Source organism: Fluviicola chungangensis (assembly GCF_007558725.1).
GTDB classification, from domain to species: Bacteria; Bacteroidota; Bacteroidia; order Flavobacteriales_D; family Crocinitomicaceae; genus Fluviicola; species Fluviicola chungangensis.
On the sequence record NZ_VLPL01000007.1, the window covers coordinates 102,673 to 118,262 of the forward strand.

The window sequence follows — 15,590 nt, forward strand, 5'->3', positions numbered from 1 at the left end:
AATCAGGCTATTTACAAAGGTTGTTCTTCAATGAATGCGATCCAATCTTCCACACTCCTGGAATCTTTGATATCGTAAATTCCGGATTTGGTTCTTCTCAAAGCAATTAAGGTAGCTCCGCAACCCAGCCTTTGTCCGAAATCATGAGCAATTGAACGAATATAGGTTCCTTTTGAACAGGAAATTTCGAAATCAATTTCGGGGAAACGGGTCGCATCAATCTTGAAATCCATCACCTCGATTGTATTGGCTTTCAACTCCTTTTCAATTCCTGCTCTTGCATAATCGTACGCGCGTTTCCCGTCAATTTGCTTTGCGGAAAAAAGCGGCGGGACCTGTTCTTGAATTCCTAAAAAACTCGCCCGTACTTCTTCCAGTTGTTCCGGGGTAATTCCTTCTGTTCCTTTATCTGAATTATATTCCGTTTCCAGGTCGTAAGAAGGAGTTGTTTTACCCAAAAGAAAAGTTCCGGTGTATGTTTTAGCGTCAGAAGTGAGTCCTTCGATCAGTTTGGTATGTTTTCCGATACAAATTACCAACAATCCGGTTGCCAAAGGATCCAATGTCCCGGCATGGCCCACTTTCAGTTTTTTGACACCCAGTTTTTGACGCAAATGCCAACGCAGTTTGTTGACTGCATCAAAAGAAGTCCATTTGAAAGGCTTATCTACCAAAATAGTGCTCCCTTGCGCAAATTCCGTAATCATCAGAGAATCGTTAATTCGTAACCGCAAAGCAACAAGATTAAAATAATCCCGCCGACAACGATGCGATACCAGCCAAAAAGCTTAAATCCATGTTTGTTCAGAAAACCGATAAATCCTTTAATCGCAATAATAGCAACCACAAAAGCAACTACGTTTCCTATAATCAATAAGTTTACCTGATCACCCGACAATGAATCGTGCTTTTCAAAATAATCCAATGTCTTTTTAGCGGTCGCTCCCAACATTGTTGGCAAAGCTAAAAAGAAGGAAAATTCCGCGGCCAGTTTTCTGCTCATTTTCTGGCTCATTCCTCCCACAATGGAAGCCCCCGACCGGGAAACTCCAGGAATCATAGCAATGCATTGAAAAAAACCAACTTTTAGTGCATCCAGGTAAGTCATTTCTTCCATTTCATTAATTCGTGGCTTATTAAACCAATTATCCACAAACAACAAAATGATCCCTCCAGCTAATAAGGAAATTGCTACAGCCATTGGGCTTTCCAATAACTGATCTATATAATCTGAGAGCAAAACCCCCAACACCACTGCGGGAATGAATGCTACGATCAATTTCAGGTAAAATTGAACACTTTGAAAAAAGCGCTTAAAGTACAAAGCAAAAACGGCGAGAATCGCTCCCAATTGGATTACAATCATGAACAATTTCGTGAAATCATCATTTTCAACACCCATTGCTGCTGATCCTAAAATCATATGTCCTGTTGATGAAACAGGTAAAAACTCAGTTAGGCCCTCAATGAGAGCCAATATAATTGCTTCAAACCAATTCATGGATTATTCTTGAGAATTTGAATCTTTTGCTTTCTTCATGATGCCGTAGATCATTACGACAAAACCTGCTACGATCAAGATCGGAGCAACGGTAATTCGAACAGTGGAAAACAACTCCTTTTCATGAAACTCAGACGGACTATCAGCGCCACCTCCAATCATTAAGAGGTAGCCAATAATATTGATTGCCAACCCAATGAAAATGATTCTCAGGTTTTCTTTTTTTATAGGAAAGTCGAATTTATTGTTCATGATATAACTGAATGGGTTGCTAAATTAATATAAATCATCCAATTTCGCACGTAAATATTTGTTTAGCGCAAACCAGGTTGAAACAACGGTTAAAAGACAACCGATTACCAGGAGCGATGCAAAAAGGAGCAGTACATCCTTTAGCTTCATATCAATTTCAATAATGTCGAGCACATTGTTCAAAGCAAAAAATACAGTCATCAGAAATGCCATTCCAATAATTCCGGAAACCAAGCCCTGATAGATCGCCTGTTTCAAAAACGGCCTTCTGATAAATCCACTGGTAGCACCAACCAATTGCATGGTTTTAATGGTAAAGCGCTTGGAGTAAAGCGCCAACCGAATCGTATTATTAATCATCGCAACAGCAATCACGATCAATAATGAAGCAACCACCAGGATCAGGAAAGCAAATTGTTTGAATCCCAGGTTCACTTCTTCCAAAGCTACTTTATCGTAATTCACTTCTGCGAGCATATCGCCGTAGGCGTTGTTCAACCGGGTTTCAATCTCTTTCATTCCCTTTTTGGTCACGAATGAACTAACAGGCCTGAAGTTAATGGTTGGAGGAAGCGGATTCTCTCCCTCAAAAATAGCAAGGATCTCTTCTGAATTTTGATCGGCACCTTTAAATTCGTCAATTGCTCGCTCCGGTGAAACAAAAACAACTTCCTTAAAACAATCCCACGATTTCAACTCTTGAGCAACTTGTTTGATATCTGCAGAATTGTATTCCGATTTAAAGAACAAATCTCCATGCAAATTTTCCCGGGCTTGTTTTTGCAGTGAATCCAAACCGATCACACCGGCTAAAACCAAACCGATCATAAACAGAACCAACGAAATTCCAATTACGGTTGAAATGTAACTGGTTCGCAGCCCCTTCTTTCCTGTTTTTTCGATTCCTTTACTCATCTCTACGAAATTACACTTTTTCGTTACACGCTCCTTTACCTTCTTCGAGAAGCTATTAACGAAGAAATGAACAAATCTTCAGCTTTCGGGTATTTTGCGGTTATTGAAACCAAAAAAACGCATATTTTGCACCAACTTTAATTCCAATAACGATGAAGAAAACATTTTTTTACGCCGCAGCGGTAGCGCTGATCGCATGGGGAATGACTGCTTGCGGGGCTTCAACAGAACCAGCCGAAGCTACGGCAACAACTTACCAACTGGATGGAAATGCAACAACCTTGAAATGGAAGGGAACGTACGCCGGTGACGGACATTCGCATTCCGGAACGGTGAAAATTTCAAAAGGATCAATCAGTTATATGGATGATACCTTTGATTCGGGCAGCTTTACAATCGATATGAAAACCATTCAGAATGAACTGACCTTGGAAATGGGATCGGAAGATTTGAATAGCTCCATCATGGGAGAAGGATTGTTTAATACCACTCAATTCCCGAACGTTGATGTGGTAGTAAACAGCATTTCCGACAAAGAAATTGATGCGACTTTAAAGGTTGCAGGGAAAGCGGTTCCTGCAAAAATGCCCCTGACCATTAAGAAAACGACCAATGAGTTTACTGCAAAAGGGAAATTCACCATTGATTTTTCACCCATGGATGCAGAAGGCTTTAAACCCGGAACCGAAAAAGGAAAAGAAATGCAATACATCAAACCAGGTGTTGAGTTTGAATTGAACTTGGTAATGAAAGCAAACGCTTCCAAATAAAAACTTCCATCCTTGTGTACCGTGTGTTTTCTAACATACGGTACATATAGGATAAAAAACAAAACCGACCTTCATGATGATCAGTTTCCGGTATGAGCCGGATATTTATTTATCCAACCATCCAGATGAAATTTATTCTTTTTACAACACTTTGTTTTATATTTAAAAATTGGTGAATATTTATTACTAACGAATCGTCGGATTTGTTTTTGGGTTATTTTTGCCAAAATTTAATTTCAGATGAATGTTTTCAAATTTGGTGGAGCTTCTGTGAAAGACGCCAATGCGGTAAGGAATGTGTCACACATCCTTTCTCTTTTTCCTAAAGACCAATTGATTGTTGTAGTGTCCGCAATGGGAAAGACTACCAATGCAATGGAAGAGATTGTCGATTCTTTATGGAAAAGGAATGAAAAACGGTACATGGAATTAATTGAGGACCGGTATCAGTTCCATCAACTGATTGTTGCAGAATTATTCCCGGAAAAACATTACTTCATTTATCAGCAGATGGATGAATTGTTCGAATCGCTGAAAAACCGGTACTATCTCCCGATTTCCGACAATTATAATTTTGAGTACGACCAGATCGTTTCATTGGGCGAAGTATTATCGACCATGATTGTAGAAGCTTTCATGAGAGAAGAAGGCCATTTGACAACCTGGGTCGATTGCCGAAAAATTATCCGGACCAACCATGATTACCGTGAAGCGGAAGTGGATTGGGCAAAAACGGAAGCATTGGTAAACGAGCGACTGCTGCCTCTGTTCAAGGAAAAACGCATTGCAATTACACAAGGGTTTATCGGTCATACCTCCGAAGGATTCACAACCACATTGGGAAGAGAAGGTTCCGACTTCACTGCCGGAATCCTGGCATACTGCACCAACGCCAAGGGTGTTACCATTTGGAAAGACGTTCCCGGAATGCTGAACGCCGATCCGAAATGGTTTGATGATACCATCAAGCTTCAGAAAATTTCTTTCAAGGAAGCCATCGAACTTGCTTATTACGGGGCCAGTGTTATTCATCCGAAAACGATTAAACCACTCCAAAACAAAGGTATTCCGTTGTATGTCAAATCATTCATTGAACCGAATGCAGAAGGAACCGCAATCCAGGAATCCATGGATTTTGATCACCTGGTACCCTCATTCATATTCAAGATGGACCAGGTATTGATGTCCTTTACCCCAAAAGATTTCTCCTTCATCGTAGAGGAAAACCTGGGTGATATCTTCCAGCAGCTCGCATTCTACGGGGTAAAAATTAACCTGATGCAGAATTCGGCCCTGAGCTTTTCCATTTTATTTGACCGGTCGAAAACAGACCCAATGAAACTAGTGGAAAAATTCAAAGACCAATACACTGTACGTTACAATGAAGGAGTCGAGCTGGTTACGATTCGTCATTATGACCAGGCAACGATCGACCGGGTAACCATCGATAAAGAAATACTGCTTGAACAGCGAACACGACAAACCATTCGCATGGTCATGAAAAATAAGTAAATTCAGCATCCCTTCCCCATGGAAGGGATTTTTTTTGTAACCGATTGCAACGAATGGTATTATTAACTTGAACTTATGAAGGGACTTTTACATTCACTTTTCATCCTCGCACCTGTTTTGTTGTTTGCTCAAGCGAAACCGCCTGTTGATTCAATGTCTTTCTATTTTGAGTTTAACAGCCACGAGATCCATTTTCAGAACAAACGCAATTCAGAAACAAAAGCAAAGCTTGCACAACTCAATGATCAATCGCTCATTCTCCGGGCCTATACCGATTCAATCGGCTCCAAAGAATACAACATCAAGCTCGCGGAAGAACGCCTGGAAGCAGCCAAAAAGTTTCTTAATGAATCTTTCCCGGGCCGGTTTTCCATCCGGACAGAAGTTGCCATGGGTGAAGATCTGTCACAAAAAGCAGATGCAGACAAGCGGCGGGTCGATATTTTGATTTCCGTTGTTGTAACAACCAGACAGCCGGCAAAGAAAAAACGCACCTTTGAATTGAACGTACCGATCCAATTAAATATTCAATTCGTTTACGGACGTGATGAGGTACTCAAAAGCTCCTATGAAGACATCCAATTCCTGATAGAGGCAATGCAGGAAGATAAATCATTGTATGTGACACTCGCCGGGCATGTTTGTTGTGGTACAGACACCAAAAATCTTTCCGGGATGCGGGCCGACCGGATCAAACAGATCCTGGTGATGGAAGGAAATATTTCCGGGAGCCGCATTCATGCCCTTGGCTTCGGAAACAAAAAGCCCCTGTTTGTGGAAGATTCGGAAGCACACCGGCAGGCGAACAGGAGAGTTGAAGCTACATTTTATAAAAAATAATACGGACACGCAAAAACAAACAGGGACGCGTCGCGTATCTGCTTGTTTACAACTTGCGGTCGCACCGATAATTAAAAACCCCGGCAAAAATTGCCGGGGTTTTTAATTAAATTATGAATTTCCTTTCAATGGTTTCACTGATTTGATCGATTTGGCCATTAAATCAATAATTATTTTCTCAAATCCATCGTCGCGGCTTCTGAATACATACGTAATTCCGTCAATTACTTTTTGTCCGTATACATGATAGGTTTTGTGTTCTACTCCTACTGACTTGGAAGCACCTTTCTTTCCATCTACTTTCAGCTCACGTTCGTATAAAATGAAATCAGGTTCATCCACCAGGTATTTGATCTTGTAAAAATTCAGACCTGCCAGGCGCTTTTTCTCAGATGAAACCATTTCACGATCAGAGCCCCAATCGTCAATGATCATATGAAAATTCGGGCCCACCATTAATTCCCATTTGAAATCATCTTCCACGTGAATAATCTCAGGTTGAGTCGAGGCTCCGATATTCGCAGTTTCATCCGGTAACATGATCATAACCGGAATATCGTACGGCTTCATGGAAAAACCCTGGAATTCGTATAATTCCTCGTCAGTCAATTCTTTACCCTCCTCAGAATCACCGCAGCGAACTGCCAGCATGGAAACGGTCAAAAGCAATAAAAAGATTGAAAATTTTTTCATACCTGTTTTTTATTTTCCATTCGGTTAGAATCCAAACGGAACGTAATTAGGACAAATATAGTTTTTTTATCAATTTTGACCCAAAATCACGTTTTCAATTAATTGTAACGCAAAAAATCCGTTCTTTCCGGATTACTTAAGAACTTCAAAAAATAATGGCAGCTTACAAAATTCGGGACTTGGAAATTCTGACTGGAATTAAGGCGCATACGATCCGTATGTGGGAAAAAAGATATGGCTTGCTGAAACCCCAAAGAACGACCACCCAAATAAGGACTTATTCAAACAATGACTTGCTGCTGCTTTTAAACGTTTCCCTGCTGTATAAAAAAGGCATTAAAATTTCGCGGATTGCCGATATGAGCAACGAGCAAATTTATCAGGCTTCCAGGTCTCTTCAGCATTCGGAAGACACAGATACAGCCATAGAACAATTCATCGTTTCCGTATTGCAGCTTGATGAACAATTATTTCAGAAAACATTTCAGGAATTGACCTATAAATCAGATCTGTCCGTCATTTTTTCCGAACACATCATTCCCTTTCTCAATCGCATTGGTGTGATGTGGCTCGTAGGAACAATCAATCCGGCGCAAGAGCATTTTATTTCTAACCTCATCCGGCAAAAAATCATTGCAGCGATTGACCAACTGCCTGTTCCCGATTCGAAACAGGTGAAAATAATCCTTTATCTACCTGAACACGAGTGGCACGAAATCAGTTTGCTCGTTTATCATTATCACCTCAGGTCCAAAGGACTGAACAGCATTTATCTGGGCCAGGCCCTTCCTTATGACGCGCTCATTAAAGCTGTCACAATCCTGGAACCGGAATGCCTTGTTTCCAGCTGGCTGACAGCGATAGAACCTCAAAAAATCAGGGATCATTTCCATCAGCTGGAAACTGATCTGGGTCCTGTGACACTCATTGCCGGAGGATATCAAATCGATCAACTGGAATCTTTCCTTTCCAAAAAAATAAAACGGATTCGTACTCTAAGCGACCTGGAGCTGTTCATCTCGCCCTAATTCAATATCTTCTTCGAACGATTTATTCATTTTGTTTAATCTTTTTTTATATTTGTTAAACAAAATAGAGTTATGATCCTGATCCGATTAAAAGTGTAAATTCATCATCGGTAGGATTCTGGTCACTATTTGATAATCTAATTTGAACGGCAACATGTCAGGAAAAAAAATTGCACTAATCGGTTCGGGTATCTCAAGTCTGTCCTGTGCCTCTTTTCTGGCAAAGGAAGGTCACGAGGTTGTTATTCTGGAACAGAATGACAGCATCGGCGGAAGAGCGCGCCAGTTCCAAACGGACAATGGATTCACCTTCGACATGGGGCCAAGCTGGTATTGGATGCCGGATATTTTTGAGAACTTTTATCAGCAATTCGGTTACACCACTTCGGATTTCTATGAATTGGTCCGGCTGGATCCGTCCTACCAGGTAATTTGGGATAAAAACGACATTGATCCGATTCCCGCATCCCTGAAGGAACTGGAGGAATATTTTGAAAAACTGGAAATCGGAAGCAGTATCAAACTCAGGCAATTTTTAGCTGATGCTGAAAAAAAATACAGGATCGGGATGAAAGACCTGGTTTACAAACCCAGTTTGAAACTCACCGAATTTGCAGATACACGTGTTCTCACAGGGTTATTTAAAATGCATTTGTTTACTTCATTTGCCTCCTTCATCCGCAACTATTTTACACACCCGAAAATTATTTCCCTGCTTGAATTCCCGATTTTATTTCTGGGAGCCACACCAAAAGACACCCCTGCACTTTATTCTTTAATGAACTATGCAGACATCCAATTGGGAACTTGGTACCCGATGGGTGGAATGTTTGAATTTGTCAAAGCTTTTGAAACAATTGCATTGGAACAGGGCGCCACTTTTTCATTAAACACGAGCGTTTTGGGATTCAACACCTCCAAAGGAAAAATTACCTCCATCAACACATCGAAAGGCGAAATCGCATGTGATTATGTTATTTCCGGTGCAGATTACCGCCACACAGAACAACTATTGAAAAACAACGCCAATTATTCTTCATCTTATTGGGAAAAACGCATCATGGCCCCTTCCTGCCTGATTTTTTATGTCGGTTTGGATTGTAAAGTACCGAACTTAGAACACCACAACCTATTCTTTGATGAAGATTTTGACACACATGCATCAGAAATTTACAAAAACCCGAAATGGCCGCAAAAGCCGCTTTTTTATGCCAGTTGTCCTTCAAAGACAGATCCCTCCGTGGCACCGGAAACCGGTGAGAATCTATTCCTGTTAATTCCAATTGCCCCGGACTTGCAAGATTCTGAGGAAAAGCGGGAAATCTATTTCGAGGTACTCAAAAAACGCCTCAATGAAAAAATTGGTTTTGACATCAATCCGCATATCATTTACAAACGTAGTTATTGCATCTCCGATTTTGTGAATGATTACAATGCATTCAAAGGAAACGCTTACGGATTAGCAAATACATTAAGACAAACTGCTTTACTTAAACCCCGCATTAAGAACAAGCATTTATCAAACCTGTTTTATACAGGGCAATTGACGGTACCGGGCCCAGGAATCCCACCTTCAATTGTTTCGGGGGAAGTGGTCGCAAAACATGTGATCCGGCAAATAAAAAAATTGAACTAAAGGCCCTGCTATGAAACAACTATTCGACACATTATCTCTTGAAATAAGTGCCATGACCACCAAAAGGTACAGCACTTCTTTCTCTCTTGGAATTCATTTCCTGAGCAAAGACCTCCAGGCACCTATCCATGCGATTTACGGATTTGTGCGCTTTGCAGACGAAATTGTAGACACATTTCATGAGTATGAAAAGGAAGAATTACTCCGGGAATTCAAACACGAAACCTACAAAGCGCTTGAACGCGGAATTTCCCTGAACCCGATACTGAACAGTTTCCAATGGGCTGTTAATACGTATAAAATTGATCCGGAACTGATCGAAATTTTTCTGCAATCAATGGAAATGGACCTGGAAACCACCCAATACGAACGCAACGTTTACGAACAGTATATCCTGGGTTCTGCAGAAGTCGTTGGATTGATGTGCCTGAAAGTTTTTGTAAGAGGCGACCATCAAATGTATTTAAAACTGAAAGATTCTGCCATGAAACTGGGATCCGCTTTCCAAAAAATCAATTTCTTGCGCGACCTGAATGCAGATTATTTCCAATTGGGAAGAACGTATTTTCCTGAAATGAATTTCGATTTATTTGACCAATCCATGAAAACAAAAATTGAGCACGAGATCGAACTGGATTTTAAAGCTGGGTACGAAGGAATTAAAAAACTTCCCAAAGATGCGCGATTCGGGGTTTACATGGCTTATCGCTACTACATCAAATTGTTCCATAAGATCCAAAAAACGGATGCACACATTATTTTGGGACAACGTATCCGGATTCCTGACAATAAAAAGGTTCGTTTGCTATTTACTTCTTATCTTCGTCACAACTTGAATTTATTGTAGTTGGAAACAGTTGTATTGGTAAATGACCGGGATGAGGCGATCGGGACCATGGAGAAAATGGAAGCCCATCAAAAAGGAGTATTGCATCGCGCGTTCTCTGTTCTCCTATATCAAAACGGAAAAATCCTGCTTCAGCAACGCAGCCTGAACAAATACCATTCAAGCGGACTGTGGACCAATACCTGCTGTTCGCATCCCAGACCGGATGAAACGCTTGAAAATGCCGGAAACAGAAGGTTAAAGGAAGAAATGGGAATTGATTGTGCGGTTACGCCCCATTTTCATTTTATTTATAAGGCGCAATTGGACGGAGGTTTAGTGGAACACGAACTGGATTATGTCTTGTTCGGTTCGTATGACGGTGCTATTTATCCGAATCCGGAGGAAGTAATGGATTATAAATGGATTAACTGGAATGAATTGGTAGAAGACATTACCGAACATCCCGAACGCTATACCGCATGGCTTCAAATTCTGGTAGAAGATTACAAACAAAACATAGAAGAAATCCTTTTCTCATGAAAATCTTTCGTGTCGAACAATTTAATGCAGCACATCGTTTGTTTAACCCCAAATGGGATGATGAAACAAACAACCGTATTTTCGGAAAATGTAACAACCCCAATTTCCATGGACACAACTACAAACTGGAAGTAGAGCTGGAAGGACTGATCAATCCGGATACAGGTTACGTCATGGACATGAAACAGCTTTCCGACATCATGAAACTGGAAATTCTGGAGCGCTTCGATCACCGGAATTTAAATTTGGATTGTCCGGAATTTGCCCATTTAATTCCTTCTGCTGAAAATATTGCACTGGTTTGCTGGAACATTCTTCGCGACAAACTTCCTTCTGAATTAATCTTGAAGGTCCGCTTATGGGAAACTCCTAGAAATGGGGTTGAATATGATGGAAAGTAAATACTAAAGGAAAAAACAGTTTTTTAACACACACTAATGATCGCACCAAGGTTTATCCATATCAAAAACGAACATTTTCCCTCAAAACAATACTTTGTAAACCAATTTTTCGTCTTCAAAAGCAAAGCTTTTTCTTCTTATTTTTGTCAGACACAGTATAAATCATGAGAGCTCTTTCGGCAATAGGTTTTGTAATCAGCGTTATTGGCTTGCTGTTGGTTTGTTACAACCAATTCGCGATCATCCCGTTCCTGACAGATTTGAACAGTAATGCGGACATCAAAGACAATGAATTCACCCAGGCATTGCGATTCAATTATGAAAACCAATTGTTCTTCTTGAGTATGCTCAGCATCATTATCGGTGTCTTTTCTGTTCTGTTCTGCTCCATTGTTTACCTTAAAAAGCGGACCCGAATGACTTTAATCGGAACCATTTTGGGTGTTTTTGTCGCGGTAATGGGAATTATACATTCCTGGTATTAAACAAATTCAAATTGTTGAAATGGTTCAAAAGTTTAAACGATAAATCAATCGTTTAATTCAAATTTGAACTCTGCGCCGATGCTAAAGCTTTAGCGCAAGCATTTTGAACTCTTTGAACCCTTTTAACTCTTTGAAAGAAAATCCATGAAAAATTTGACCTTATTCTGGCACCGAAGAGATTTGAGAATTCACGACAATGCCGGACTTTTCAAAGCCTTGAAACAAGGAAAAAATGTTCAGCCCGTCTTTATTTTCGATACAAACATCTTAAATAAGCTTCCGAAAAACGACCAGCGCGTTTTATTCATTTACCAAACAATCAAAGAATTAAGCGCTTCTTACAACAAATACGGATCTTCTTTATGGGTATTTCATGGAAACCCGACACAGCTTATTCCCGAACTGGTGAAACGGCACGGTGTGGAAAAAGTCTTTTGCAACAGGGATTATGAACCTGCAGCCATTCAGCGCGACAAGTTTATCCATGAAGCACTTCAAAACCTGAACTGCAGCTTTTCGGGTTCAAAGGATCAGGTTATTTTTGAAAAGGATGAGGTTGTAAAACCGGATGGAAATCCCTACCATGTATTCACACCTTATATGAGACGATGGAAGGAAAAACTGACTGACTTTTACTTAAAAACTTATCCGGTAGAAAACTATATTTCCAACCTGAACAAAGGAACCGAACTTTCGATACCCGATCTGGAAGCGTTCGGTTTCAGCGACATTCAAACACAGGCTTTCCCCCCTCTTCGAATCCCGAAGAGCATTATCCGGGACTACCACAACACCCGCGACATTCCTTCTCTTGATGGAACTTCCCGCCTAAGCGTTCACCTGCGGTTTGGAACCATTTCTATCCGCGAACTGGCGAAAACCGCCCGGGAAACCAATGAAAAATACTTTAACGAGCTGATTTGGAGAGATTTTTATCAAATGATCCTGTTTTGGTATCCGAAGAGTATGAATCATGCGTTCAAAGCGGAGTACGATCGTATCGAATGGGAATTTGACGAAGTACAATTCCTGGCATGGTGCGAAGGAAGAACAGGTTATCCTTTGGTTGACGCCGGAATGCGTGAACTAAATGAAACCGGCCATATGCACAACCGAATCCGGATGGTTGTTGCGAGTTTTTTGTGTAAACACCTATTGCATGACTGGCGCTTGGGTGAGCGTTATTTCGCAGAGAAATTACTGGATTTTGATTTGGCAAGTAATGTTGGCGGATGGCAATGGGCTGCAGGATCTGGTGTAGACGCGGCACCTTATTTTCGTATTTTCAATCCGACCAGTCAGCAGGAAAAATTCGATCCGGAATTTGAATACATCAAAAAATGGGTACCTGAATTCGGAACAGCTGATTACCCAAAACCGATAGTAGAACACAAATGGGCGCGCGAACGAGTTTTGGAACGGTATAAAAAGGCACTCAATACTAATTCTTTCGGGATTTTGAAAAAGTAAAAAAATGATCTCCGAATATCAATAAGTACTTATACCTTAATGAGGTATTTTCGTTATATAACGAAAACGGCAGCTATTGGGGAAATTATCCGCTTTTGATTGCTACTGACGTCTTAACTCACCCGATCGCCATTTCTGCAGGAAAGTAGCCCACGCAAACGGATTCAGTAAGTTATTTACCGGAGATTGCCCCATTGTATACAAGCGGGTATTGTTCTGGTTGGTCACATTCCCGAAAGAAAGGGACGCATCGTTCGGAACCAGAGAAGCAATGTTTGCCAAAGATTGACCGGACAATTGTTTTTGTGCTCTCAGCATAGCATCCTCATATGGATTCATCTCAACGAATGCCTGGGCAAATGCTTCTTTGGATGGCCATGGATAAATGACTACTTCACTCAATTGAATTGTGTCGACAGTCATCATATGAATAATCGAATAACGGCTTTCACTCAACGTATCGGGAACGATGTAGGATGACGGTTTATGTCCGTAATAACGGAACATGATCGTATCGCCGGGTTGAACGACCATTGAAAAGAAACCGTAGATGTCTGCTATTGTCCCTCTATGAACCGTTTTATTATAAACAGCGGCGTATGGCATTTCCTGTAAACTATCCGAAGAAACAACCACACCCGACAATTGAACCAACTTCTCTTCTTTCTGAGAGTTTGCGTTCAGTGAAATGGCAAAGACCATTCCAATAAGTCCGTATTTCAACCAATTATTCATACAACAAGAATACGGAATTTTCGATAATCATCGAAAGCTTTCACTTCGTTTAACATTAATTATACCCTGAAAGTCGAAAAGTTAACAGAAAGTTTAACTAAACCGATTTGTTTGTGATCGAAAATAATTACTTTTGCGAGAATTTATTTCAAAAGTAGGTTCACACATGGCACTGTCCAATCTTAATTCAGTCAGAGAAGGTCTTACATACGACGACGTACTCTTAGTCCCAGCATTTTCACAAGTTCTACCTCGCGACGTTCAATTAAAAAGTAAAATTACTCGCAACATTGAGGTCAACACACCGATCGTTTCCGCAGCAATGGATACCGTAACGGAAGCCAGTTTAGCTATTGCGCTTGCCCAGCACGGAGGAATTGGAGTGATTCACAAAAACATGAGCATTGCCGACCAGGCACTGGAAGTAAGAAAAGTGAAGCGTTCCGAAAGCGGAATGATCTTAGACCCGGTGACACTTTCCGAGCATGCTGTAGTCCGTGATGCGCTTGACTTAATGGCCGAATTCAAAATCGGTGGAATTCCGGTGGTGGATGAGAACAGAAAATTAAAAGGAATTATTACCAACCGTGATTTGCGTTTTGAAAAGAATCATTCACGACCGGTCAGAGAGGTGATGACCTCAGAAAACCTGATCACAACCAAAGATGGTACAAGTCTTTCTACTGCTGAAGAAATATTACAAGAAAAGAAAATCGAAAAATTACCTGTTGTTGATGCAAACAATACCTTAATCGGGTTGATCACTTACAGGGATATCATCAAAGTAAAAACACATCCGAATTCCTGCAAGGATCAATATGGAAGATTACGTGTTGCTGCTGCGGTTGGTGTTACGCACGATACGATTGAACGTGTGCAGGCACTTGTTGAAGCAGGTGTGGACGCCATTGTGATTGATACCGCTCACGGACATACGGAAGGAGTTGTTGTTAAACTCAAAGAAGTAAAAGCCCAATTCCCGAACCTGGATGTAATCGTAGGAAATATTGCCACGGCTGCTGCTGCAAAATACCTGGTAGAAGCAGGTGCAGATGCGGTAAAAGTTGGAATAGGTCCGGGATCCATTTGTACGACCCGTATTATTGCAGGAGTTGGTGTTCCACAGCTTACCGCTGTCAATGATGTTGCTTTGGCATTGGAGGGAACCGGAGTTCCTGTAATTGCAGACGGAGGAATCCGCTACACCGGAGATATCGTAAAAGCAATTGCCGCCGGAGCAGACGTAGTTATGATCGGTTCCATGTTTGCAGGAGTAGAAGAATCTCCGGGTGAAACGATTATTTACGAAGGAAGAAAATTCAAGTCTTACCGTGGAATGGGTTCTTTGGAAGCCATGCAAAAAGGTTCGAAAGACCGCTATTTCCAGGATGCGGAGGATGACATCAAAAAATTGGTTCCGGAAGGAATCTCAGGACGCGTTCCGTACAAAGGAAACTTATTCGAAGTGGTTTACCAGATCGTTGGTGGTTTGAGAGCCGGAATGGGTTATTGCGGAGCAGGTTCGATCGAAAAACTGAAAGGTGCGGAATTTGTACGCATTACTTCAGCAGGAATGCGCGAATCACATCCACACGATGTAACAATTACACGGGAAGCACCGAATTACAGCTTGAAATAATTTCAGTAAGCGGGTTAATAATTCATTAATCCGCTTATTTTTGCTTCTGAAAATTCAACCTTCAACTAATGAAATTACGCCTCTTACTAATCGCTCTGACAGTTATTTCACAAATATTCCGCTGATATCTTATGGAGAAATTCCGCTTTCTTTAAGAGAAGACTTCGGATGCAGTTTCCTTTTTACATGCAAATATTAAAGGAAAAATGACTAGTGATAGAAGGTGGATACGAAGCATAAGTTGTTATTTAGGTTTCAAATCTAGCAAATTATCTTTATGTATGGCTTTCACAAACAAACTCAAAGAATAAGATTCATTGAATCAATCCTTAATTTTTTCTTAA

The 15,590-nt window shown here is 40.8% G+C and carries 17 protein-coding genes; 11 read left to right on the top strand and 6 right to left on the bottom strand.

Annotated features, from left to right (window positions below; all coding sequences use genetic code 11):
• Positions 1–11 precede the first annotated feature (11 nt).
• Genes truB through FO442_RS14025 form a run of 4 tightly spaced genes read right to left on the bottom strand, consistent with a single transcriptional unit; the run spans position 12 to position 2,668 of the window.
• Complete coding sequence (gene truB / locus FO442_RS14010) at positions 12–707, bottom strand: tRNA pseudouridine(55) synthase TruB (RefSeq protein ID WP_144333959.1); 696 nt, start codon at positions 705–707, stop codon at positions 12–14.
• Complete coding sequence (locus tag FO442_RS14015) at positions 707–1,501, bottom strand: undecaprenyl-diphosphate phosphatase (protein ID WP_144333833.1); 795 nt, start codon at positions 1,499–1,501, stop codon at positions 707–709. Before FO442_RS14015 ends, truB begins: the two co-directional genes overlap by 1 nt.
• Before the next feature lie 3 nt (positions 1,502–1,504).
• Entirely contained in the window at positions 1,505–1,753 is a 249-nt protein-coding gene (locus FO442_RS14020) for a DUF3098 domain-containing protein (protein ID WP_144333834.1), read from the bottom strand.
• 24 nt (positions 1,754–1,777) lie between these two features.
• Positions 1,778–2,668, bottom strand: a complete 891-nt coding sequence (locus tag FO442_RS14025; RefSeq protein WP_144333835.1) for a cell division protein FtsX — start codon at positions 2,666–2,668, stop codon at positions 1,778–1,780.
• Positions 2,669–2,820: 152 nt separating this feature from the next.
• On the opposite strand from FO442_RS14025, the gene FO442_RS14030 reads away from it, so the two are divergent.
• The 3 genes from FO442_RS14030 (at position 2,821) to FO442_RS14040 (ending at position 5,790) form a co-directional block, all read left to right on the top strand.
• Positions 2,821–3,438, top strand: a complete 618-nt coding sequence (locus tag FO442_RS14030; protein WP_144333836.1) for a YceI family protein — start codon at positions 2,821–2,823, stop codon at positions 3,436–3,438.
• Between the two features lie 240 nt (positions 3,439–3,678).
• Positions 3,679–4,950 carry an aspartate kinase gene (locus tag FO442_RS14035; RefSeq protein WP_144333837.1) on the top strand — a complete coding sequence of 424 codons (1,272 nt, stop codon included), beginning with the start codon at positions 3,679–3,681 and terminating at the stop codon, positions 4,948–4,950.
• Positions 4,951–5,025: 75 nt separating this feature from the next.
• Complete coding sequence (locus FO442_RS14040) at positions 5,026–5,790, top strand: OmpA family protein (RefSeq protein ID WP_144333838.1); 765 nt, start codon at positions 5,026–5,028, stop codon at positions 5,788–5,790.
• 111 nt (positions 5,791–5,901) lie between these two features.
• Here FO442_RS14040 and FO442_RS14045 read toward each other — a convergent pair whose 3' ends face one another.
• On the bottom strand, positions 5,902–6,483 hold the full coding sequence (locus tag FO442_RS14045) for a hypothetical protein (RefSeq protein WP_144333839.1): 582 nt from the start codon (positions 6,481–6,483) through the stop codon (positions 5,902–5,904).
• 179 nt (positions 6,484–6,662) lie between these two features.
• Between FO442_RS14045 and FO442_RS14050 the strand changes: the two genes are divergently transcribed.
• The 7 genes from FO442_RS14050 to FO442_RS14080 all read left to right on the top strand — a co-directional run bounded on the left by FO442_RS14050 (position 6,663) and on the right by FO442_RS14080 (position 12,872).
• Positions 6,663–7,511, top strand: coding sequence for a MerR family transcriptional regulator (locus tag FO442_RS14050; RefSeq protein ID WP_186280135.1), 849 nt, complete (start codon positions 6,663–6,665; stop codon positions 7,509–7,511).
• 154 nt (positions 7,512–7,665) lie between these two features.
• The gene (locus tag FO442_RS14055) at positions 7,666–9,147 is read left to right on the top strand and encodes a phytoene desaturase family protein (RefSeq protein WP_144333841.1); all 1,482 of its coding nucleotides are present in this window, start codon (positions 7,666–7,668) and stop codon (positions 9,145–9,147) included.
• 10 nt (positions 9,148–9,157) lie between these two features.
• On the top strand, positions 9,158–9,994 hold the full coding sequence (locus FO442_RS14060) for a phytoene/squalene synthase family protein (RefSeq protein WP_144333842.1): 837 nt from the start codon (positions 9,158–9,160) through the stop codon (positions 9,992–9,994).
• Complete coding sequence (idi, locus tag FO442_RS14065; protein ID WP_144333843.1) at positions 9,995–10,516, top strand: isopentenyl-diphosphate Delta-isomerase; 522 nt, start codon at positions 9,995–9,997, stop codon at positions 10,514–10,516.
• Complete coding sequence (locus tag FO442_RS14070; protein WP_144333844.1) at positions 10,513–10,917, top strand: 6-pyruvoyl trahydropterin synthase family protein; 405 nt, start codon at positions 10,513–10,515, stop codon at positions 10,915–10,917. The genes idi and FO442_RS14070 overlap by 4 nt, the downstream gene beginning before the upstream one ends.
• 164 nt (positions 10,918–11,081) lie before the next feature.
• Positions 11,082–11,402, top strand: coding sequence for a hypothetical protein (locus tag FO442_RS14075; RefSeq protein ID WP_144333845.1), 321 nt, complete (start codon positions 11,082–11,084; stop codon positions 11,400–11,402).
• Positions 11,403–11,546: 144 nt separating this feature from the next.
• The gene (locus tag FO442_RS14080; RefSeq protein WP_144333846.1) at positions 11,547–12,872 is read left to right on the top strand and encodes a cryptochrome/photolyase family protein; all 1,326 of its coding nucleotides are present in this window, start codon (positions 11,547–11,549) and stop codon (positions 12,870–12,872) included.
• Between the two features lie 102 nt (positions 12,873–12,974).
• On the opposite strand, the gene FO442_RS14085 is transcribed toward FO442_RS14080, so the two are convergent.
• Positions 12,975–13,607 (bottom strand): carboxypeptidase-like regulatory domain-containing protein, encoded by a 633-nt coding sequence (locus tag FO442_RS14085; RefSeq protein ID WP_144333847.1) that lies wholly within the window; start codon positions 13,605–13,607, stop codon positions 12,975–12,977.
• Between the two features lie 166 nt (positions 13,608–13,773).
• Here FO442_RS14085 and guaB point away from each other — a divergent pair, with 166 nt between their 5' ends.
• A complete protein-coding gene (guaB, locus tag FO442_RS14090; protein ID WP_144333960.1) occupies positions 13,774–15,246 on the top strand; it encodes an IMP dehydrogenase in 1,473 nt (490 codons plus the stop codon).
• The last annotated feature ends 344 nt before the right edge of the window (positions 15,247–15,590 follow it).

Excerpts from the sequence above, each read along its gene's own strand:
- truB (WP_144333959.1), bottom strand. The coding sequence starts at position 707 with ATGATTACGGAATTTGCGCAAGGGAGCACTATTTTGGTAGATAAGCCT.
- FO442_RS14015 (WP_144333833.1), bottom strand. The coding sequence starts at position 1,501 with ATGAATTGGTTTGAAGCAATTATATTGGCTCTCATTGAGGGCCTAACT.
- FO442_RS14020 (WP_144333834.1), bottom strand. The coding sequence starts at position 1,753 with ATGAACAATAAATTCGACTTTCCTATAAAAAAAGAAAACCTGAGAATC.
- FO442_RS14025 (WP_144333835.1), bottom strand. The coding sequence starts at position 2,668 with ATGAGTAAAGGAATCGAAAAAACAGGAAAGAAGGGGCTGCGAACCAGT.
- FO442_RS14030 (WP_144333836.1), top strand. The coding sequence starts at position 2,821 with ATGAAGAAAACATTTTTTTACGCCGCAGCGGTAGCGCTGATCGCATGG.
- FO442_RS14035 (WP_144333837.1), top strand. The coding sequence starts at position 3,679 with ATGAATGTTTTCAAATTTGGTGGAGCTTCTGTGAAAGACGCCAATGCG.
- FO442_RS14040 (WP_144333838.1), top strand. The coding sequence starts at position 5,026 with ATGAAGGGACTTTTACATTCACTTTTCATCCTCGCACCTGTTTTGTTG.
- FO442_RS14045 (WP_144333839.1), bottom strand. The coding sequence starts at position 6,483 with ATGAAAAAATTTTCAATCTTTTTATTGCTTTTGACCGTTTCCATGCTG.
- FO442_RS14055 (WP_144333841.1), top strand. The coding sequence starts at position 7,666 with ATGTCAGGAAAAAAAATTGCACTAATCGGTTCGGGTATCTCAAGTCTG.
- FO442_RS14060 (WP_144333842.1), top strand. The coding sequence starts at position 9,158 with ATGAAACAACTATTCGACACATTATCTCTTGAAATAAGTGCCATGACC.
- FO442_RS14070 (WP_144333844.1), top strand. The coding sequence starts at position 10,513 with ATGAAAATCTTTCGTGTCGAACAATTTAATGCAGCACATCGTTTGTTT.
- FO442_RS14075 (WP_144333845.1), top strand. The coding sequence starts at position 11,082 with ATGAGAGCTCTTTCGGCAATAGGTTTTGTAATCAGCGTTATTGGCTTG.
- FO442_RS14080 (WP_144333846.1), top strand. The coding sequence starts at position 11,547 with ATGAAAAATTTGACCTTATTCTGGCACCGAAGAGATTTGAGAATTCAC.
- FO442_RS14085 (WP_144333847.1), bottom strand. The coding sequence starts at position 13,607 with ATGAATAATTGGTTGAAATACGGACTTATTGGAATGGTCTTTGCCATT.
- guaB (WP_144333960.1), top strand. The coding sequence starts at position 13,774 with ATGGCACTGTCCAATCTTAATTCAGTCAGAGAAGGTCTTACATACGAC.